Annotated in this window: 22 protein-coding genes; all 22 read left to right on the top strand. The window is 59.9% G+C overall.

The window, feature by feature from the left end:
• Positions 1-114: 114 nt before the first annotated feature.
• Positions 115-618, top strand: coding sequence for a hypothetical protein (locus tag V7116_RS09285; RefSeq protein ID WP_324391632.1), 504 nt, complete (start codon positions 115-117; stop codon positions 616-618).
• Positions 516-875 (top strand): hypothetical protein, encoded by a 360-nt coding sequence (locus tag V7116_RS09280; RefSeq protein ID WP_324391631.1) that lies wholly within the window; start codon positions 516-518, stop codon positions 873-875. Before V7116_RS09285 ends, V7116_RS09280 begins: the two co-directional genes overlap by 103 nt.
• Positions 875-2,212 carry an SPL family radical SAM protein gene (locus V7116_RS09275; RefSeq protein WP_324391630.1) on the top strand — a complete coding sequence of 446 codons (1,338 nt, stop codon included), beginning with the start codon at positions 875-877 and terminating at the stop codon, positions 2,210-2,212. The genes V7116_RS09280 and V7116_RS09275 overlap by 1 nt, the downstream gene beginning before the upstream one ends.
• Before the next feature lie 50 nt (positions 2,213-2,262).
• Positions 2,263-2,766, top strand: a complete 504-nt coding sequence (locus V7116_RS09270; RefSeq protein ID WP_324391629.1) for a P-loop-containing protein — start codon at positions 2,263-2,265, stop codon at positions 2,764-2,766.
• Positions 2,738-3,421: a hypothetical protein gene (locus V7116_RS09265; RefSeq protein ID WP_324391628.1), complete on the top strand. Its 684-nt coding sequence runs from the start codon at positions 2,738-2,740 to the stop codon at positions 3,419-3,421. The genes V7116_RS09270 and V7116_RS09265 overlap by 29 nt, the downstream gene beginning before the upstream one ends.
• Positions 3,399-4,877 (top strand): phage terminase large subunit, encoded by a 1,479-nt coding sequence (gene terL, locus V7116_RS09260; RefSeq protein WP_324391627.1) that lies wholly within the window; start codon positions 3,399-3,401, stop codon positions 4,875-4,877. The genes V7116_RS09265 and terL overlap by 23 nt, the downstream gene beginning before the upstream one ends.
• 131 nt (positions 4,878-5,008) lie before the next feature.
• Complete coding sequence (locus V7116_RS09255) at positions 5,009-6,571, top strand: hypothetical protein (RefSeq protein ID WP_324391626.1); 1,563 nt, start codon at positions 5,009-5,011, stop codon at positions 6,569-6,571.
• Positions 6,564-6,893, top strand: coding sequence for a hypothetical protein (locus V7116_RS09250; protein WP_324391625.1), 330 nt, complete (start codon positions 6,564-6,566; stop codon positions 6,891-6,893). Before V7116_RS09255 ends, V7116_RS09250 begins: the two co-directional genes overlap by 8 nt.
• Before the next feature lie 12 nt (positions 6,894-6,905).
• Positions 6,906-7,577 (top strand): hypothetical protein, encoded by a 672-nt coding sequence (locus tag V7116_RS09245; protein ID WP_324391624.1) that lies wholly within the window; start codon positions 6,906-6,908, stop codon positions 7,575-7,577.
• Positions 7,490-8,293: a DUF5662 family protein gene (locus V7116_RS09240; RefSeq protein ID WP_324391623.1), complete on the top strand. Its 804-nt coding sequence runs from the start codon at positions 7,490-7,492 to the stop codon at positions 8,291-8,293. The genes V7116_RS09245 and V7116_RS09240 overlap by 88 nt, the downstream gene beginning before the upstream one ends.
• A 69-nt stretch (positions 8,294-8,362) precedes the next feature.
• Entirely contained in the window at positions 8,363-9,253 is an 891-nt protein-coding gene (locus tag V7116_RS09235; protein WP_324391622.1) for a hypothetical protein, read from the top strand.
• Positions 9,254-9,304: 51 nt separating this feature from the next.
• Positions 9,305-9,742, top strand: coding sequence for a hypothetical protein (locus tag V7116_RS09230; RefSeq protein WP_324391621.1), 438 nt, complete (start codon positions 9,305-9,307; stop codon positions 9,740-9,742).
• Positions 9,743-9,812: 70 nt separating this feature from the next.
• On the top strand, positions 9,813-10,931 hold the full coding sequence (locus V7116_RS09225; RefSeq protein WP_324391620.1) for a hypothetical protein: 1,119 nt from the start codon (positions 9,813-9,815) through the stop codon (positions 10,929-10,931).
• A 73-nt stretch (positions 10,932-11,004) separates the two neighbouring features.
• Entirely contained in the window at positions 11,005-11,565 is a 561-nt protein-coding gene (locus V7116_RS09220; protein ID WP_324391619.1) for a hypothetical protein, read from the top strand.
• 15 nt (positions 11,566-11,580) lie between these two features.
• Positions 11,581-11,976 (top strand): hypothetical protein, encoded by a 396-nt coding sequence (locus V7116_RS09215; RefSeq protein WP_324391618.1) that lies wholly within the window; start codon positions 11,581-11,583, stop codon positions 11,974-11,976.
• 181 nt (positions 11,977-12,157) lie between these two features.
• Complete coding sequence (locus V7116_RS09210; protein ID WP_324391617.1) at positions 12,158-12,694, top strand: hypothetical protein; 537 nt, start codon at positions 12,158-12,160, stop codon at positions 12,692-12,694.
• 6 nt (positions 12,695-12,700) lie between these two features.
• Positions 12,701-14,140, top strand: coding sequence for a hypothetical protein (locus tag V7116_RS09205; RefSeq protein WP_324391616.1), 1,440 nt, complete (start codon positions 12,701-12,703; stop codon positions 14,138-14,140).
• 98 nt (positions 14,141-14,238) lie between these two features.
• Positions 14,239-14,820 carry a hypothetical protein gene (locus tag V7116_RS09200; protein WP_324391615.1) on the top strand — a complete coding sequence of 194 codons (582 nt, stop codon included), beginning with the start codon at positions 14,239-14,241 and terminating at the stop codon, positions 14,818-14,820.
• Between the two features lie 290 nt (positions 14,821-15,110).
• Positions 15,111-18,503, top strand: coding sequence for a hypothetical protein (locus tag V7116_RS09195; RefSeq protein ID WP_324391614.1), 3,393 nt, complete (start codon positions 15,111-15,113; stop codon positions 18,501-18,503).
• Complete coding sequence (locus V7116_RS09190) at positions 18,503-19,630, top strand: Gp37-like protein (RefSeq protein ID WP_324391613.1); 1,128 nt, start codon at positions 18,503-18,505, stop codon at positions 19,628-19,630. Before V7116_RS09195 ends, V7116_RS09190 begins: the two co-directional genes overlap by 1 nt.
• A 91-nt stretch (positions 19,631-19,721) precedes the next feature.
• Positions 19,722-20,348 (top strand): phage tail protein, encoded by a 627-nt coding sequence (locus tag V7116_RS09185; RefSeq protein WP_324391612.1) that lies wholly within the window; start codon positions 19,722-19,724, stop codon positions 20,346-20,348.
• Positions 20,345-20,953: phage tail domain-containing protein (locus tag V7116_RS09180; protein WP_324391611.1), on the top strand; the 609-nt coding region annotated here is incomplete at its 3' end. The genes V7116_RS09185 and V7116_RS09180, both read left to right, overlap by 4 nt.

The raw sequence follows: 20,953 nt of genomic DNA, 5'->3' as shown, positions 1-20,953 counted from the left end.
AAGATCCTGGTCACCAATTCCACCTTTCAACACCGTGTTGCGAATGGAGAACGGACCCGCGTTGCGTGTAGGCGCTGCGCGTCTTCGGACGCTTTCCGTTCGTGGAGGTTAGTGGTGGACACGGTACAAATCCCACAGGGCGATCTACTCAATCTGAACTATGTGCGCCTGGATGATGCGCTGGACATGCGCTGGCCGGGCAATCCCAAGCGTCACGACATCCCTGCGCTGGCACAGTCGATTAAGCAGCACGGGTTCCGCGATCCATCCATCTACGATGGCACGCTGGGCGCGATTCCTGCTGGCAATGGGCGGCTTGAAGCGTTGGCCTATCTTCGAGACACGGGCGAGGAAACGCCGGTAGGCGTGGGCCTGGATGAGACGGGCGTATGGTGCGTGCCGATGATCTTCGGCGCGGACGCGGCCAGCCAAGCAGCGGCGGAAGCCTTTGGCGTTGACCATAACAACCTGACAATCGCCGGAGCGGGATTCACGGCGGTTGAGACGGCTAGATTGTGGACGACTGCCGATACCTTGCGCTGCTCGAACGCATCAAGGAAGAAGACGTTGAGGTCGTCACAGTTGATGATGATGATCTTGAAACGCTTCTTCATTTAACCGTCATGGAGCAGTACGAGTTCGAACAGGAACCGTTTGACGCCTCCGAACTTGAAGGGGCTGGGCAAGCGAAAGAAAGCGGTAGTTACCTGATCTATGTAGCTTGTCCAGACCGGGAAAGTTTCGTGAAAGCCTTGCGTCTCTTGACGCTTGGAAATCGCGTGTTAAGCGACTCGGAAGATTTTCACATGGCACAGATCAAAGGCACAGATTATCTACATCTGTGGGCGGATCTGTTGACGGTTGGGGTGGAATAATGGACCTTGAAGAAGGCTATTATGAAAGCCCGCGTTGGACATACGAGCTTCCAGACTGCTCTATGCCGCTGACGTTCGATACCTACTCGAACTGTGCTCATCAGTGCCTGTACTGCTTCAGTTTCTTCCAACGTGCGGTTGGTGACACAGCTAACGACTACCTTCACCACAAAGTGAAGGCTGTGAACGTTGAGAAGGTAAAACGCTTATTTCGGCTGGAGCTGCCCAATCATCAGTTCAATTGGTACATCGCCAATCGGCACACTCTGCAATGGGGCGGCCTGTCAGATGGCTTTGACTGGTATGAGCGCCGATTCCGCAAGAGCCTGGAACTGCTGACGTTTTTCAACGAGATTAATTACCCAATCTCTGTCAGCACAAAGGGTACATGGTATCTTGACGATCCGGCCTACGTCGAGCAGTTCCAGGGCCGAAAGAACATCCACTGGAAGATCAGCATCATCACCGCCGATCCTGCTCAGGCAGCCAAGTTGGAGCCAGGAACACCCTCGCCAAAGGAACGTGTTGAGGCGCTGCGCCGGATTAAAGAGCTGGGCATTGCTCAGACGACTTTCCGACTCCGGCCATTCATCCTTGGAGCATCCGATCGAACGCTTGATGAGCTATTCCAGATGGCAGCGGATGCCGGAGTGGACAGCATCTCAACGGAGTTCCTCTGCATTGAGAAGCGCGCGACGGAAAATCTTCACGAACGTTACCGTCGCATTTCTAACGTAATCGGTATTGATCTGTTCCCGTTCTATCTCAAAAACTCCTATAGCGGAAGCGGTCTCTTTCGGCTGAACTACGATCTGAAGCGACCTCACTATGATCGCATGATGAACCTATCGGCCAAGCATGGTATTCCGGTCTACATCAGCGATGCCCATCACAAAGAAAAGTCTGAGGCGTGCTGCTGCTGTGGCATTCGACCCAGCGCCGATCCTGTTGGGAACTACTTTCGCGGTCAGTTTTCAGAGGCAATTCAGATCGCACGTCGGAACGGGTTTGTTCGATGGAGTGATATTTCAGATGACGCTGAAGGGTTAAAGAACGTTCCTCTTGGGCGTGCCATCGGCTACAACCAGGGATCGACCTTCACGCGCGCAAAGTTTGCATACCACACCATATATGACTTTATGCGCGCACTCTGGAATAACCCAAAGTCTTGGCAGTCACCCGCTCGCTATTTTGGCGGCGTTCTGGTTCCTGCTGAGTCTGATGATAGCGGAGATCTGATTTACCTCTATAACCGGCCTTACGTTGAGACTGGCTATCGAGTCGCTTCGGTTGATGAACTGAAGGCCATGATTGGCTATGACCGGAGCGAGCAGTGATACGAATTGTTGGGATAGGTGGGGAGCCAGCAACAGGAAAATCTCACCTCGTGTGGTCCATCATGAGGACGCTGGGTCCTGGGAAGCAATTTGCATTTGGACGTACTCTGCGGGGCATTCGATATGATGCCTCGCGGATGTTCGTTTTAGGGGTCTATGACGGTTCGCCATTCAGCGGTACAGACAAGCTGGCAATGAATGTGCAGCCCAGTGCCGAACTGTTTATCAAAGCACTGAACAATCGTTCTGATTACGCGGGTTGGACTGTTCTGTTCGAGGGTGACCGGCTGTTTAACCCAAAGTTCCTTCGGCTTGCGCTTGATATTGATCCTCATGCCGTTCTAGTTCTTCTGACCGTTGATGAATCAACCTTGTCTGCCCGGCACGTGGATCGTAATGACAAGCAATCGGAATCGTGGCTTCGCGGACGGAAAACAAAGTATCGCCAGATTCAAAAAGCATTTCCTGAGATCACGGTTCATACGAACCGTGATCCCGCCGACGCAGCCCGCTTGATGAGATGGATTGAAGAAGCGAGAACTCATGACAGATAGGGCTGATGAAATTGTTGAAGATGAGGTAGGCGGAATCTGGGAAAAGCTCGATGACGAGCCTGGGAAGGTGTATCGAGCCTTTCTCGACTACTGCCAGATGGGGGCCGGGCGCTCCCTCACGAAGCTGCAAAAGCGTTACCAAAGCGCTGCCGAAGCGCTACCGCTTTCCGATCCTGTGGAACCGCCGACTAAACGTCTGCAAACCCTCAAAACGTGGTCAGTCAAATGGGACTGGCAGCGCAGGGTAGAGGCATGGGACAAGGCGCAGCAGGAAGCGGAAGATGCGCTGTGGCGGGAACGCCAGCTCAAGATCCGTGAGCAGGATTGGGAAACCGGAACAGACCTGCGCGATCTGGTTGATACCATGCTGCGTGAGGGGGTGAACTTCATCAAAACGAAGCGCCGCTTCATTAAGGGTGATCCTGAGAAGGGCGTACCGGACCGCGAGATCATCACCATGGCCCTGGATGGTCAATTCCTTGTTAAAGCGGCAGAAGCTGCCAGCAAGCTCCAACGGCTTGCGGCGGGGATGCCAGACAGCGCCACGGAAGTGAGCGGTGAGGTAAAGAGCGTCGGGAGCGGGAATGACTTCAGTGGCCTCAGCAACCTCAGCACCGAACAGCTTGAGGCGTTTGCAAGAGGTCTCAAAGACTGAACTTCTCGACGGGGTTCAGGTTGAGCTTGCCCGCCGCAAGCTGATTCATTTCACCACCTACACCTATCCGCGTTACGTAGTCGATCCGGCGCATGAGCTGATCGCCGCGACGCTGGACAGGGTAGTTTCGGGCGAGATCAAAAAGTTGATGATCTTCGCCCCGCCACAGCACGGTAAATCCGAGTTGACCTCGGTTCGCCTCCCGGCGTACTGGCTGGGTAAGCGACCAAACGATCCCGTGCTGATGACCTCCTACGGCGCGGATCTGGCTGAGTTTCACGGCGGCCAAGCGCGTGACGTGGTGATGTCAGAGGAATACAAACACGTATTCCCTGATATAGAAGTGCGGAAAACCAGCCGGTCCACAAAGCTATGGCGGCTGGATGATGACAACCTCGGTTACATGCTGTCCGCAGGCGTGGGCGGCCCGATTACCGGGCGCGGCGGTCTGCTGGGCATTATCGACGACCCGTTTGCTACATGGCAAGCCGCGCAGTCACCAACCATCCGTCAGTCGGTGTGGGAATGGTGGCGCGGAACCTTCCGTACCCGCGTATGGGAAGGCGGCTCTATCGTCCTGATCATGACGCGCTGGCACGAGGACGATTTGGCCGGGCGGCTGCTCCAGGAGCAGGGCGACGAGTGGACGATCCTGCGCCTCCCGGCATTGGCCGAAACGCAGGAAGAACGCGACGAAAGTAACCGGATTCTCGGGTTGCCTGCTGGTTTACCCGATCCGCTCGGACGCAAACCGGGCGAGGCGCTGTGCCCGCGCCGGTTCAGCCGCGAAGCGCTGCTAAAGATCAAACGGGACGTCGGGACGGTCGCCTGGAATGCGGAATACCAGGGCGTGCCGCGTGCGCCAGAGGGCAACAAGTTCAAGCGGGCATGGTTCGACGTGGTAGGAGCGTCGCCAAAGCGGGCAGCCAAGCGCGTCCGCTATTGGGACAAGGCCGGAACAGAAGACGGCGGCGCATACACCACCGGCACGCTGATGAGCCTGTCGCCGGACGAAACGATCTACATCGAAGACGTGGTGCGTGGTCAGTGGTCGGCGCTCGAACGCGAGAAGACCATCAAGGAAACCGCCGAATTGGACGCGCTGAAGTACGGCAGCAAAGCCGCCGTGCAGATTTACGTTGAGGAAGAACCGGGCAGCGGCGGCAAGGAAAGCGCTGACGCCACAGTCCGAAACCTACGCGGGTTTGTCATCCGAAAGGACAAACCGTCTGGCGATAAGCTGGTGCGGGCTGAACCGTTTGCGGCCTACAGCGAGGCGAAGATGGTCAAGCTCGTGCGCGGCCTCTGGAACACGGTATGGCTGGACGAGATTACCGCTGTGCCGAACAACAAATACTGGGACCAGCTGGACTCCGCATCCGGGGCGTTCAATAAGTTGGCAAAGCGGACGAAGACGAAAGCCGGATCTGTTACGCGAAGACGGCCAGGGACGTGATCATGCTCGATTGGGTGAGGTTGGTAAGCATGTCAGTTTCGACAGGATTCCGCACAGGCATACGTAGTGCTATAGCGACGTATAGGCGTGAAAACCTGCATCCGGTCGCTGGGGCGTCTGTATCGCCGGTGATGATGCCGGGGTGGGATTCCTGGCCGTCGCGCCTGTGGCGCTACTTCCACTACGACCTCTACTACTTCAACGATGTGTTCACGCAGCTTGAAGCCTATGCGCGGGAGCACGTCACGACGGATGACCTCTACAAGTACACGCGCGGGATCTACAACCCGTTCTTCCGGCTGGTTGCGATTACAGCGGCCAAGTGCTACGGCGGCGCGCTGGATTGGGAAGACCTGAGCAGTGGCGCCGTCCCGCTGCTGGGCCTGGATACCTACACCGAAGGCGCGATCCGCCAGCTCTGGAAGGATAGCAACTTCGGCCAGCTCAAGATGCGCTATGCGCGGCAGTCGGCCCGGTACGGTGACGGAATACTCAAAGTTGTGGACGTCCCGCACAAACAGCAGGTGCGCCTCGAAGTGCTGCACCCTGGCGTGCTGGTGGATGCTGACATTGACGCCGTAGGGTACGCCAAGAGCGCCGTGATCGAATACGAGCGCGTTGACCCGCTTGGGAACAGTACCGACCCGCTGCGCCCGGATCTGTGCATCTATCGGGAAGTGTGGAAAGACGGCGAAGTTGCCACGTACCGGGTGAAAAACGAACAAGCAGAGTTGTTCGGCTGGCAGAAAGACGGGGATGGAAACGCGATCGCGCAGTGGGATAACCCATACGGTTTCGTGCCTATTGCTTTGGCACAGGCGGCGGATATCGGGCGGCCCTGGGGCGCGGTGACGTGTCACGGCGGCGCGCTGCGCAAGATTGACTACCTCAACGACCTTGCCTCGCTGACACACGATCACATGCGTCAGGCGGTGGACCTCATGTGGTATCTGGCCGGAGCAGACGGGCCGGAGGATCTGCACGTCGCTGACGTCGCCGTGGATGAAGATACCGGCGACGTGGAGGAACTGAGCGACAAGGAACGCCATGAGGAACGCAGCACGGTTCCGATCATGTACGGGCCGGAAGGGTCGCAGCCGCACCCGATGATCGGGAACGTGGATTTCAACGGCGCGCTGGAAGCCGTCAAGGGCATGTTGCAGGAAATTGAAAACGACTGCCCGGAGCTGATGTTCTACCGGCTTGCAGATTACCAGCTTAACAGTTCACCCGCTGTGCGGACGGTGCTTGGCCCGGCGCTCGACCGGCTGACCGAGTTCAACAGCAACATGGATGCGCCGCTTCTCCGGGCCTTCCAAATGGCAATCAGCATCGGCGGTTTGGGCCACTATCCTGGCTATGAACATTTCGGCCTGGACGACTACGACAAGGGCAATCTGGACTTCCAGATCAAACCGCGCGAGATCGTCCTGGACGACCTGAGCAAGAAAGAACGCTTGGAATTGCTCAGCACGACCGATGCGCCGCCGCGCTGGATCTGGCAGGAACTTGGCATCTCTGAAGCTGAGATTGCAAAGGCGGAAGCCGAACGTGAGAACCAAGCGCGTGAAACGGCGGGCGGCGTTGCCAATATGCTGGCGCTGCTCAAGAGCGGCCAACAGCCACGCGGCGACGAAGACGAAGACGAGCAGGACGAGGACGTAAACGAGGCTCAGGAGGCCGCAGTTGGCTAAGAAGAAGCGCTCCAAACACGACCATGTACCTGCCTATAGCGCGGCTGAATTGGTGATGGCCGCTGAGATTGTGAGCCAGTCCAACCTGCCTGTCCGGGTCCAGCTTCAAACGCTGGGCATCCTGGTTGAAGCATCCACGCCGGATCGTCACAACCTCAAGCGCGCACCCGGCGAGCAGGGCGCGAACATGCGCCAAACACAGAAGGTCGTTAAGGCGCATGGCCGGAGCGCGCTGAACCGGGCGTTTGCAGAACTGGACAGCATCCCCGACTCGGAATGGGAACGCCTGCTGGACGAGGCTGAAGAAACCGCGTCGGACTAAGGCAGGCGCGGCATGGGCAGCAGATCACAAACTGAGCTTAAAACCGGCCTGCAACGGCGGTTGGGCAACATCTTCCGTATGCGGGATGAGGAGATCAATGCCCTGGCCGACAGCCTCTACAAACAGCGAGTGCAGGCGTGGAAGACGGCCATCGCGGAAAACGCAAAAGCGTGTGGCTACACGGGCGCAATCCCTGAACCCTCCGGGCGTGACGCGCAGTGGCTCAAGTCCATGAGCCGCCTCGATGCTGACAGCATCGCTAAGACGTGGCGTAAAGACGTTGAGAAAGAGATCGGGCGGCTGTACGAAGCAAACCATCGAGGCAACCGCTACTACTACCGCAAGGGCATTGACGAGTGGAATGCCAAGCGGGAAGTGTGGAAGTCCCGGCAGATCGCCAACCAGACGGAAATGACCACCTTCGGGTTCGCACAGGCGCGATTCCTGGGTGAGAACGAAGGGCTGGTGGCGCTCTACACGTTCGTTGGCCCGCCGCCTGTCTGCGTGATCTGCATCCGGCTTTATGGCATGGGAGCCGTCACCAAACAGGTGATGCAAGAGTATCCAACGCCGATCCATTTCGGCTGCACGCACACATGGCGGATCATGCCTGGAACCGCCACAGGGATCGACCCGGGCAAACTGTGGGTAGGCGGAAAAACGCCGAGAAAGCGAGCTGCATGAAAGCGCACTGGCAGTATTTGCGATACGTCTTGCGACACAAGTTTTTTGTCTTCCAAGCGGGGTATGGCCTCGTGCCGCTGGTGCAGCTTCTGTTGCACGACTGGACGAAGTTTCTGCCGCGCGAGTGGTTTCCCTACACGCGCACCTTCTACGCGAAGGATGGCAGCAGCCAGTACAAGCCGGATGCTACGTTTGACACGGCCTGGAACCATCACGAGAAGGCCAATCCGCATCACTGGCAGTATTGGGTTCTGATCAAAGACTCCGGTGACGAAGTTCTGCTCCCCATGCCGGAGAAGTACCGGCGCGAGATGCTGGCCGACTGGAAGGGTGCAGGCCGGGCGCTGGGTAAACCAGACACTGCATCATGGTATGAGCAGAACCGCTACCGTATCAAGCTACACCCGGAGACGCGGGCATGGGTTGAGCGCGAACTAGGCGTAATCCCGGACCGGCTGGATGACGATCTTGCTCCCCTCCTGTTCGAGATGTGGCGGGATCACATCGAGGGGATTCTGAAAAGCAAGACGTGCACTATCAACGAAGACGGCACCGTGACCCTGTCGGCTGACGTGGCCGACGCTTGGTTAACCATCATCGGGACGCGCTACGAGGACCTGGAACTGATGGATCGCTATAAGTGGATTGATCGGGCCTTCTTGGTCATCGACGTGATAAAGCGCACGGTGTTCTATCGCGGCGAAGACGCCGCCTAACCCCATTCACCTGTCATCTACGAGCAGCGATGGAAGTCTGCTCGATAAGCATAGCGGAGGTTTTGTCTCATGTTCGTATCACTCGACACGCTGCGTTCCTCGTTCCGTCCTGTCTTCGACTTTGCGCCGGATACCGGTGCTGGGTCGGGGGGATCTGCGACCAATAACAATTCCGGTGGCACTGCGACCGGCCAGAACAGCGGTGATGGTCAGCAGCAGAACAACGGCGGAACCAACACGGCCAATACGGGCCAGAATGCCAACCAGCAGGGCAACGCGGGAAACACTCAGCAGGGCGGCCAGCAGCAGAATCAGCAGGACGCCAACGCCGTGACCATGCCCCGCGAGACGTTCAACGAGCGCATCGCCCAGGAGCGTCGCGCCGGTACGCGCGAACTCCTGACGGAGATGGGCTTTGAGGGCGTCGAAACTCCTGAAGGTCTGGTGCAGGCCCGGACCGAACTGCGCACCCTGATCGACTTTGCACGCGAGCAGCGCCGCTCCCAACTGAGCGCTGAGGAACGTGTTGCGGAAGACCTTCAGGCCGCTCAGACGGCCCGCGAACAGGCCGAAACACGCGCTACCGCTATGGAAACCCGTGCGACGACTGCGGAGCAGCAGCTTCAGCAGTACATCCGACGCACGGTGATCCTTGAGGCGGCCAGCGATGCCCGCTACCCGGAAGACGTGTACACCTGGGCGCTGAACAATCAGGCCGACCAGGTGGCCGCGATCCTCGTTGCCGACCAGTCTCTGTTCGAGAACGGGACGCTGAACACGGCAGCCATCAACCGGGACGCGGCGAAGGCCATTGTTGAGGAATGCGTGAAAGCGCGCCGCGACTGGTTCCGGGCGAAGCATCCGGGCGTGCCGTCGAACGCGGGCGCGCAGCCCCAGCAGCGTCCAGACGTGAACAGCGACAAGAAGACCGAGGCCGCCGCGTACACGGCTCACATGTAAAGAGCGAGGTTCACTCGCGCAGTCCGCTCCAAGAGCGAGAGGTAAAACAACATGGCAGATCTGACGATCAGCACGTTCAACCCGATCTTCGACAATGCGCAGCTTCCGCCCAAGATGCTCAGCGCGCCGGTGGCCGCGGACATGACCAAAGGCACGCCAGTGAAGTTCAACGCGGATACCGGCAAGTTCGAGAAGATGGCAAGCACGGACGCCGCCCACCTGTTCGCGGGCCTTCTGACGAAGGATACGAAAAAAGGCTACATGGGCGTGGCGTTCCGTGGCTTTGCGTTCATCAGCGACCTCGGCACGCTGACGCTCACCCAGCTTATCGCCCTGAGCGCCAATGCGGGCAAGCTGGCCAACGACCAGACGGGCATTTTGATCGCGCGCATCGTGCCGCTGCACCAGTTCGGCAACCTGGGTAACTCGGTCACCAAGATGATCGAGATCTTCGATCTTCCGATCACCATCGAAGCTGCTGCCGGGTAAACCGCGCTGTACCTGAGACAACCATACCCGCACACATAATCCTGTTTAACTCGGTCAAGGAGATAAGCACATGACCGTTCGTGTCGCTCCAGGATTCTTCGACCTGGAATACGCATTCTCGAAGCGCGTGACGGCGATTGGCTGGCAGGTGATCACCGACGCCGTTACGCAGTCCGCACAGATCCACTCCGAGCAGTTGAACCGGATGCTGGGTTTTTGGGCGCGGGCGATTGACCCGACGAGGCCGCAGATCAAGTTCCGTCTGCCGGTACTGGTCGAGATGCAGATGTTGCAGGGCGAGGACGACAGCCCTGTGGCAGTTCGCGGTTTCGACGAGTACCAGATTGGCTTCCCGCTGTATGACGTGGGTCTGGCGTGGGGTAACAACCGCAAGAGCCGCGCCAAGATGACGGTTGGCGATGCCAACCAGTTCACCTTGAACATGCTTCAGGCGGACAGCCGGTGGCAGCGCGGCCAGATGTTCCGCGCGCTGCTCAACAACGTCCAGTACGTCTACGAGGACAAGGGGATCGGCGGGATCGGTGACATCACTGTCAAGCCGTTGGCGAATGGCGATACCGACCGCTACCACCGCACGGACGGTGAAACGGACGTGGATAACCACTACCACGCTCAGGCAGACGCCATCGACGCCACGCACTCGCCCTTCGAAGACATCTTTGAAGACCTGACGGAGCACCCTGCCAACCAGGGCAACGAGATCCTCAGCTTTGTCCCGCGCGGCCTCGTGAAGTCAGTCCAGGCGCTGCCGGACTTCATTCCGTTTGCTATGAACGGGCGTGTTCGCAACAGCACATCGCAGGACGTCCTGACGGACTTCCCGGACGTGCCGTTCGGGGATCGGCCTCTTGGTCTGCTTCAGGACAGCGGCGTGTACGTCAAGGAATGGCGCGCGCTGACCGCGAAGTACATCATCAGCGTGCCAGTGGACAACGCTGAGGAAGTGCTGGGCTGGAGAGACGAGCCTGAAGCCGAGCTTCAGGGCTTGCGGCCCGAAGTTGCGACCTACGACGGCAACCATGTGGTTGAGCGCGGCCTGCGCACGCGCGGGTTTGCGGTTCGCAACCGCGTCGGTGCGCGCGTGGACCTCATCGGTGCAGCCGTGGATGACGTCTATGAAGTCCCGGCCAACTTCCTGGTTCCGGGCCAGGACGATCCCGAAGAGTAGGCCAAGCCCACTTGCTTCTGATCCGCGAGGGGAGGGGGAAACCTCTCCCCTATAGCAAGAAAGGTAACACCGTATGGCAGTGAAAACGGTGGTTGCGCGCAACACGCAGTTGGCAATCAACAGCCTCGAAGCGTCGCTGAACCGCATGGCCGTGCAGGTTGGGGTGGATCCGATCAATCTGGCGGGCATTCAGTACCGGCGCGATCCCGACTACGAGGCCATGCTGCGCTATGAGGCGATGGCGGCTCAGGCGGCGGCTGTGGCCGCCAAGATCGCGCCGCTGGAATTGACGGGCCAGCAAGACGTGTCTCTGCTCGTGCCGACGTCGCTGATCACTCTTATCGCGCCATATCTCTCCCCGGAGCAGATCGACGCGATCCGCAACCAGATTTCGGACGACCTGGACGAGATCGGAGAGGACGATCCGATGCTGGCCATGTTGGTTGAAGTGGACGCGGCGCTGGCGGACGTTCAGTTTGATCCGTCCATTGAGCCGGAGGAATCCGCCGATGATCTGGCCGACGAGGAACCGGTCGAAGACGAACCGGCGCAGGCGCTGGATGAGACAGACAGCGCGCCGGATGACAGCAGCGAAACCGCTGCACCTGCTAAGAAGTCGCGCAAGCGCAGCTAAGGCATAGAGGCCACTATGGGCTACTACGCACAGGTAGATGACGTAACGAACGTCCGGCAGATCGCGCTCATCGGCATTGATACGGATCTGGTCACGGCCATCATCAACGGCGTGGAGGCGCGCGTAAACAGCGTGCTCAAGGCGCAGGGCTATCCGATCATCCCGGCAACGGGTGAGACGGATAAGGCCATGATCAAACGCCAGATCCTACAGAAAGCGGCGGTGCTGTGCTGGACCAGCGTGCGCGGCGGGGATGATCTGCCCGCCTGGATTGAGGTCTGGAATGACGAGTTCGAGGCATGGATCGAGGCGCTGGAAAAGGGCCGGATCGTGCTGATGGACCAGTCGCCAGCCACGCCGGGCGCGCCGGATCGCCGGGTACGCATGGGCCGCCTGCGCGTGCTGCCCTAACCAAGTGAGGTGAACATGATCACACTCGTCTATACCGGCCCGGTGGTCGAAGTTGGCTTTACTGGCCCGGTCACGTTGCAGAGCTACGTGGTACGCCCCAACGAGCCGTTCCAGGTCGCGCCGGAGGATGCACCGGAGCTGCTCCGGGTCCATGGCCGCGTACTCGGAAAGGTGGAGGCGGATGCCAGTCGCGCAGAGACGCCGGTTGCGGTCGAACCAGCGTCAGGAAGCAACGAAGATGCGGCAGGTAGCGAGCGAGCTACGAGCCGCCGCCGAAGCGCACGGCCAGGAACTGAAGACTGAGTTCGAGGGGATCGTGTCGGACTGGGAAAACCAGCCTGATTTTATCGTCGAACCCAAAGTCTCAGCGCAGGAAATCCGTGTGGAAGTCCGGCCACGCAAACGCCGGAAAGCATCAACCATCTTCGGCTATGTGGACCGAGGTACGGACGGGCCGTACCCTATCGCCCCTAAAGCCCGCAACAAGCGCGAACGGCTGGCATTCCAGATGGGCTACAGTGCCCGGACTGCACCTGTAGCACAGGCGCACGTGGGCAGCGGCAGCGCCTCCGGGCCGTGGGTCTTTCCTCAAGTTGTGATGCATCCGGGCATCAAAGCCCGGCTGTTTTCCGAAACCATCCAGAAGCGAACCTACCCGAAATTTCGACGCTCAATCGAGAGCGTATTTCGTCGTATGGCAGCACGACAGAGAGGCTAAATCAGCATGGCAGGCGACACGATTCTTTCCAGCGTTAGTGCCGTGATCGAGATCCAGGACGCCGGAACCGGGCACGGAAACCGGCAGATTCTGGACGTGGCGACGGGCATCAAGCCCGCGCTGGGCGGATTCAACAAAAACTTCGGCGCGATCCAGCGCAACTACATGATCAGCCCGCGCACCAACCGGCCCGTGCCGCGCCCTGTTAAGCGCGAGATGCCAGAAGCCATCGCACCGGAAATGAAGTGCAAGATGGCTGCGGCCAACTACATGGAACGGTTTGACGAGGATGCGCGTTTCACGCTGTATGTCCGTCATCCGGAACGCCACGTGGCTGACCTCCTGGACTACAAGCGCATCGACATCTTGCAGGACGTCGCGTTGGAGAGCTTCAACTTCGGAGACTTTGTGGCCGATGAGCCGACCACCGATGACGTCACCCTGACGGTGCCGTTGAATGCGGCGGCGCACATGCTCATCAAGCCGCTGGCTGGCGTCAAGCTCCAGACGGGTCTGAATGACGCAAAGGACTGCGCGATCGCGGCGGCAGCGATCGATGAAGATGGGGTGGTATATGCCGTGACTGAGGCGGACGCCGTTGGCAACAAGCCTTTCCTCGTGGTTGTGAAGAAGGACGGCGCGAGCTTCAGCGAGATCGAACTGACCGACCTGTCCGCGGACTGCGCCGCGATCACGGTGGCCGGGAGCAATCTGCTCATCGCATCGGGCACGGGCATCCACACCTACACCAAAGCGGGCGTCAAGGTGTCCTCGTACACGGCGGCGGGCGCGATCAATGCGCTGCTGGCGGTGGACGCGGCCAACATCATCGCGTGCGGCGCGGCGGGCCTGCTGATCACGTCCAGTGACAGCGGCACGACCTGGACCACGCTGACGACCGGCCTCGCCACGGCGCTGAACAGCATCTCGGCCCGGCACATCGGCGAATGGTTCGTCGGCGGTGCGTCTGGTGCGCTGCTGAAGTACCAGAGCGGGCAGCTCACGGCGCTGACCCTGCCTGCTGCGCTCAACACGGCCACGGTCAATGACATCGCCCTGCCGGATGCTCCGGCTGGCTTTGATCGCAGCGATGACATCTACATCGCCTGCTCGAACGGCTCTGTGTGGCGCTCCGGCGAAAACGGCGCGGTAGACACCTGGGAACAGGTGGCCTATCCGGGCAACGGCGCGGGCGCGGCCACCAAGATCGCGTTCGTCGGTTTCTTGGGGCAGGTGCTCTACATCCTGCATACCAACGCGGGCGGCGACTCGGTGCTGCTGCGCGACTTCTGCGGCGGCGTGGGCAGCAATGCCAACGTCGAGCAGATCACCGTCCCGGCCAACAGCGGGTTCAATGCGCTGCTGGCGCTGGGTCCCAATGACGCGTGGCTGCTGGGCAACGTCCACAGCGCGGCGGATCTGGTGGTCAAGGTCGAGGAAAAGTAGCCCGACCCAGCCACATAGCACAACACACGATTTGATATAGCAGCGTGAGCGTACCAGCACAGAGGCAGAGCATGAAGCGAAACGGAAAGCCAGTCCAGATGCAAAAGTCCCGGCGCAGTACGGGCGATGACCTCACCATCAGTGATCGCCTCGCCGTGCCGATGTCCAGCGGCTACACCCTGATCATCAAACGACCGTCGATGGAGGTCGTCCGGGCCATCAACGCTAAAGCCATCGAACTGTACCCGGACCCGGAGCCGCCGACACAGAAGATCGAAACCGTCACCGGCGCAACCTATCAGGTGCTCGCACCGGGTGACGATCCTGAGTTTGCAGAGGCGCAGAAAGCCTATGAGCAGGCGCTTCAGCAGGCGCAGGGTGAACGGGCGCAGCACTTCCTCGAATACATCTTCAAGGCTCGCCTGCGCGTGGAGGGGTACGAAACCGAGGAAGCGCGCCAGGAACTGATCTCGAAGTACGCGGAGGAGCGCGCGGCGGTTGAGGAGTTCGGCAGTGTACCCGAGGACATGAAGGCGCTGGACGACTGGCAATTCACGCTGCGCATGTTCATTGTGGCCGATGCGGTTGACTATGGCGCGCTCACGCTGGCCGCGCACAAAGCCTTCGATGTGAATGACATTTCGGAGGACGAGCTGCGCTCGCGTGTGACGTTTCTTTAACGTCACCTTCGAGAACCAACCGATCTACGACCTCAAACACCCGGCGCTCGAAGCTGAAACGAGCGTCCGCACGGGGGCGGCCTGGAGGGATGCTCAGGCCGCCAAAAACATCCTCAACATTGACTACGACACGTTTATGACGCTCCCGCGTGACCAGCGCATCACGGTCGTTGCGCAGCATGAAATTGGCTGGCGCATTGAAGCGCTGCAAGCGTGGGAACGGGATCAAAAAGCAAAGTCGCGCAGGCGGACGCCGAAAGGAACGCCGCGCAAACCCCGGAGCGCAAAACATGGGCGCATTTCCTGAAAGCGGGCTGGCAGCGGTACTCGACCTGTCGAAGTGGAGCGGCAACGTCGAAAAGTACCTCAAAGACAGCCAGCGCATGAATCAATCGGACGCGGCCAGCGAGAAGGCCAGCACGCGCAGCGCCAAATCGAAGTCCGAGTACGCCGACGCGCTGAAGAAGGCGCTCGACCCGACGCAGAAGCTGACCGGCAGCGTGACACAACTTTTGAGCAGTGTCGGCGCAATGCCGTCTGGCCTGGGCGCGGCGGTCGGCGGGTTGGGAAGCCTGGGGAACGGTGCTGTGGGCGCGGTGGAAGGACTGTCCGCGCTGGGTATTTCGGTCAGCGGCACAACCCTGCTGCTCGGTGCAGCGGCGGTTGCAGCGGTGGCCGCAGGCGCGGCGCTCTTTTCATTGGGAATGCGCGGCGCGGCCATGCCGGGCGTCATCCAGGCGTTTGACATCACCAGCGCCAAAGCGGGAATGCTCAGCGCGACCCTGCTGGGCGACCTCCGTGCAGCGTCACGCGGCACGGTTGCAGATATGACGCTCATGAAGTCGGCCAACCTTGCCCTGGCTGGTGCAACGCAGGAAGTGGCACAGGCGTTAGGGCCGGGCGGCGGCTTGGCCGGGCTGATGAACATCGCCCGCGCGCAGGCCCGCGCAACCGGTCAGGACGTCGATTTCCTGTTCCAGTCGCTCGTATCCGGCGTCAAGCGCAGCAGCCCCATGCTTATCGACAATACCGGGCTGGTGCTCAAGCTAGGCGAGGCCAACGAGAAAATGGCGAAGTCGTTGGGCAAATCAGTTGAGCAGCTCACGGCCAGCGAAAAGCAGATCGCCATTCTCAACGCCACGCTGGAAGCCGGTCAGGGCGCAGTCGAAACCTACGGCAACGGCCCGCTGCAAGCATCGGAACGTATCGCGCAGATCCAGACGCAGATCACGAACCTGCTCGACCGCATGGCGCTGTCGATCCAGCCGATCTTCAACTTCCTGCTGGCGATTGGGCAAACCCTGCTGTCGGTCGTCATCTACCCGATCCAGAACATCCTGCTCCCGATCATCTACGAGGTGAGCAACGCGATCTTCGGGCCGCTGACGGCGGCGTGGGAGACGGTGACGGACGTGCTGGGCACGGTGTTTGCGCCGGTGCTCAATCTGATTCATCGCTGGCTGACGCTGGTGATCAGCGTTGTGAGGGCGCTGGGCACGGCGTTTCAGTGGGTCGTCCGGCAGATCGGGAACATCCTGAAGCCAGTGGCGAACATCATCAAATCCACCGTGGTTGAGCCGATTGCAAAACTGCTCGATCCGGCGTCGTTTGCGAAGGCAGGCGGCGCGGTGTTCGGAGCGTTCGCGCAGGGCATCATGGCGGCGGCCAATCAGCTTATCTTCCCGACCGTCATCGCTATCGCGCAGTTCATCCGTGACTTCCTGATGGGCTTCAGCCCGCCGAAGGAAGGGCCGCTGAAAACCATTGACGAGGGCGGTTACAACGTCATGGCAGCCTGGATGGAAGGCTTCACCGGCGTCCCGCTCACGCCAGTGGATGACATGGCGGCGAAGGTAGACGCCGCGCTGGGTGACATCGGCAAGTACTCATACCAGCAGGTGCAGGATCGTATAGCCGCGCTGGATAAGGCGCTGCAACCGTTCATCGACAATTTGGAACTTGCCAAAGCGAAGATGGACGCGATTGTCGAACCGCTGAAGGAGGCGCAGGACGCCATTCAGAAGCGGCTTGACAAGACGGTGAAGGCGTTTTTCGCAGGCGAAGCGTCCGATGAAATGGTGCGCTCGCTGGACCGCCAGAATGAAGCTATCGCGGACCAGATCGGGCTGTACGAGGACATGAGCAGCGAGGCGCAGTACCAACTGTCGATGGCTAAGGCACGTCAGGCCGTCGAACGCGCACTGCTCACTATCCAATCGCGCCGGGTGGAAAAACCGGAAGAAACCGCAGCAGCGGTTGAAAAAGTCGCGGCGGTCAAGGAAGAAGCTGCACCGAAGGAGAAAAAAGGGAGCGGCGCGGCTGACCTTCCTGAAGCGGCTGCCGGTGGCGGTGGCGGGTGGGAAGACCTGACGCAGAGCGATCCGGTTGGGTCGTTTATGGGCGTCACCGACGAAGACGTCTCCGCCCTTTGGGGTGACATCACGGGCGGCTTCAGCGAAGGCTTTGACTTCGCCACCAGCGACGGCACGGTGTCAGACTTCCAGGCCAACATCGACACACTCAAGAGCACGATGGGGGAGATCGGGGAAACGACCGGCTTCCAGAAGTTGACAAACACCTTCGAGAACGTCTTCGGCGACGGGCCGGACTCGATCAAAACGAAGGTGTCCAACTTTGTGACGGACGTCAACAACTTCTTCACGGTAGACATTCCCGCAACCTTCGATGCGTTCAGCCTGGATAACCTCACGACCAAACTCGACGGCGTTTTCGGCTGGCCGGATGGGTCGCTGTACTCCTCACTGGACACATTTGAGACGAACTGGACTACCTTTTGGGCGTGGCCGGATGGAACGCTTTACACCAAGCTCTCGGAGTTTGGGACGAACGTTTCGACGTTCTTCACGACCACGCTGCCGGGCTACTTTGACGGCTTCACGCTTGACAGTATCACGACGCTATTCACAGACACCTTCGGCAACCCGACTGCCGGTATCCAGGCCAAGATAACCGACTTTGAGACGTTTATCAGCGGATTCTTTGGGGAAGAAGGGACGCTGGGCGGCATTCTGAAACTGTTCTCGTTGGACACAATCACCGGCGTGTGGGAATCAGCGTTCGGATCTGACGAGTCGGGCGTTCGGAAGTTTCTGAATGACTTCAAGACGGATATTACCAGCTTCTTCTCGAATGGACCCGGAGGCGCGATCTTCGATGCCCTGAGCGCGGTTGGTGGAATGCTCTCCACCTTGGTGCTCGCGCCGCTGTCCTTTGTTGCGAACGGCTTCATCGCCGGTTTTTACGGCCTTGTGAATGGGATCATCAAAGCGATGAATACAATCATCCGGGGCTACAACTGGCTCCCGCTGGGCGGTGATCTTGAAATCGGAGAGATTGACGAACTCGGTGATCCACCGGTGATTGGTGATGTGGCTAGTTCGAAAACCGGCGCGTATTTCGCGGGCGGCGGTCTGGCGAAGGTGCACCAGGGCGAAGTCCTGGCATCGGCAGCCGGTCCGTTTACAGTGTTCCCGGCGCGCTGGGTGAATGCAATGGAAACCATAGCCGACCGTATGAGCTACGCGCCGCCGTCGCCGCCCAGCTACGAGCCGATCATCATCGACTCGGGCGGCATGAACATCAGCCAGACGTTTACCGGGCGCACGGACGCGGCGGGCGTGAAGCGATCGATGTACGAGTTGCAGGCGCTGGGGGTGCTGTGATGCAAGCAAGCTACACCATCAATGTCTTGGACTCGTTTGGCGCGGTCGTCGCCACGTTGGATACGGCGCGGGCGTCCAGTCTGCGCTATGAGCGCACGCTGAACGACGTCAGCACGGCACAGTTCACGCTGGCGCTAAATGACCCGGCGACGGCGCTGCTGGGTAAGCACACATGGTTTGAAGTGTTCCGGCACCGTACACCGGCTGAGCGCCAGCGTGAGGGTACGTTTATGGTGGCCGTCCTCGATCAGTTTCGTGACGAGGACGGCCAGGACTGGCTGATCGTCTCTGGCGTGAGCCTGGAATTTCTGCTGCTCCAGCGCGTGCTGGACGTGCGAAACGACCCGCTCGTGGCCGGGGGATGGTCAACCAAACTGCTCAAACGTGACGTGCTCATGGCGCAGCTCGTGCACGAGCAGGCCGGGCCGGGAGCATTCCAGCACGGCATCACACCAAGCCAGCAAGTACCCGGCTTGACGGTCGAGGACAGCGGCGGCGTGGGTGATCCGATTCCATTCCGGCGCGCATGGGATGGTTTGTTGAGCATCCTCACGGATCTGGCGGCGGGCGATGCGATGGACTTCGAGATTACCCGCACCATCGGCGTAAACATGCTGTTCCGGGCGCGGCAGATCGGCGAGGACAAAACGAAAGCGGCCAACTATCCGCTGCGCCCCTTTGTGGTGCTCTCCCCGGAGCTGGGCCGCCTGGCTGAACCGCGCCTACTGCGCGACTGGCGCGAGGAAAAGACGGTCGTCTACCTGATGGGCAAAGGTGCAGGGGATAACCGCGAGTTTTACGGCAGCATGGCCGCCAACGCGCAGGAAACACCCTACAGCTACGCGGCGACGGTTGAAGACCTCCGGCAAGCCGACGATGCAACTGAGTACATCACGCAGGCTCAAGAGGCGCTGGCAAAAAACCGGGCCAAAGTCGAGTTTTCCTGCACCGTGGCGCAGGCTGAAGACCTGTACGGCGTGGTGTGGGATCTTGGTGACGTTGTGACAGTCCGCTGGATGAAAAACGAGCGGGACATGCGCATCACCGGCGTCACAGTGGACGTCTCGGACGAAACCGAAACGGTGACACCCAAACTGCGGGGGCGGTATGAACAAAACGCTGGTTGAGCTTTTCAATGAACGCTGGGCTGACATGCGCCGTGACCTATCCAGCATCAAAGTGGAAACACAGCGCACAGCCCGGCAGGAACGCGCTGAGGTGGCCGCTTCCGTCCCTGTATACCTGTCTACCGACGATCTGCCTACTCCGGGCCAAATGGGGCGGTTGGCAGTGGTCAGCGGCGTTCTGTACGTCGATACGGGGTCGGTGTGGCAAGCACAGAGCAGCGGCGGTGGCACGGTCGGTTCTGCGCTGCCCGTAGGCGCGATGATCCCCTATCCGGTCACAACCCCGCCGACCGGCTGGCTTCTGTGTGCCGGGCAACCTGTCAGCCGGACGTCATATCCTGATCTGTTCGCCGCGATCGGCACAACATTCGGCTTAGGGGATGGCAGCACAACATTCAATCTGCCCGACTTCAGAGGCCGGACGATTGCTGGCCTTGACAACATGGGCGGTGTGAGCGCCAACCGCGTGACGAATGGCGCGGCTGATGCGGTTGGCGGCAGTATGGGCGAAGAACTTCACCAGCTTACCGTTGAGGAACTGCCGCCGCACGCACACCCTGCCAGCGCGGGCAACTTTTGGGGCAACGCCAGCGGACCCTATGGTGTGACCAGTGGCGGCACGGCGGTGCAGCAAGCCCAAACGGGATACGCCGGGAGTAACTACTTCCACAACAACATGCAGCCTACCACGTTCATGCCGTGGATCATCAAAACGTGACGGTGACAGTGAACGAAAACGAATACCTCATCACAGCAGACGGACAGGTCTACCCGCTGGCGTACTACGGCGCGAAGGTGACCGGGCTGGGCAGTCTCCCGGTCGAGTACCAGACCACGCAGGGCTACAAGCAGCACGGCGTCACGGTGCGGGATTATCGGATGCAACCCCGATCTATCTCGATTGTGCTCACGCTCAATGCCATGACTCATCAACTGCTGTGGACCCTGCGCAGCCAAATCATTGGCGCGGTCAACCCTGAGCATGGTGCAGTTACGTATCGCAAGGTGCTGCCGGATGGTCAGGTGCGGGAGATCAAAGGCTGGCTTGAAGAAAGCCTATCCATCGAAGATGCGGACGATCTGCGCTCCGCCGAAGTCGGGCTAAGCCTGATGTGCCCGGACCCGTCGTTTTACAGCCCGGCGCTGAAGACGGCCACAGCAGCGAACGAAACGTCGGCGGCACTGGTACTGCCGGTCGTTCTACCGGACGACTTCTGGTTCGGAGGGGCGAACCAGTACCCGGTCGATATCGACTATATGGGCACATGGCGCGGCTATCCCCAACTCATCATCCGCGGACCCTATGACAGCGCACGCATCTCG

Origin of the sequence: Aggregatilinea sp. (genome assembly GCF_036822615.1) — a bacterium.
GTDB lineage: Bacteria > Chloroflexota > Anaerolineae > Aggregatilineales > Aggregatilineaceae > Aggregatilinea.
This window is presented reverse-complemented; position numbering and strand designations above follow the sequence as displayed.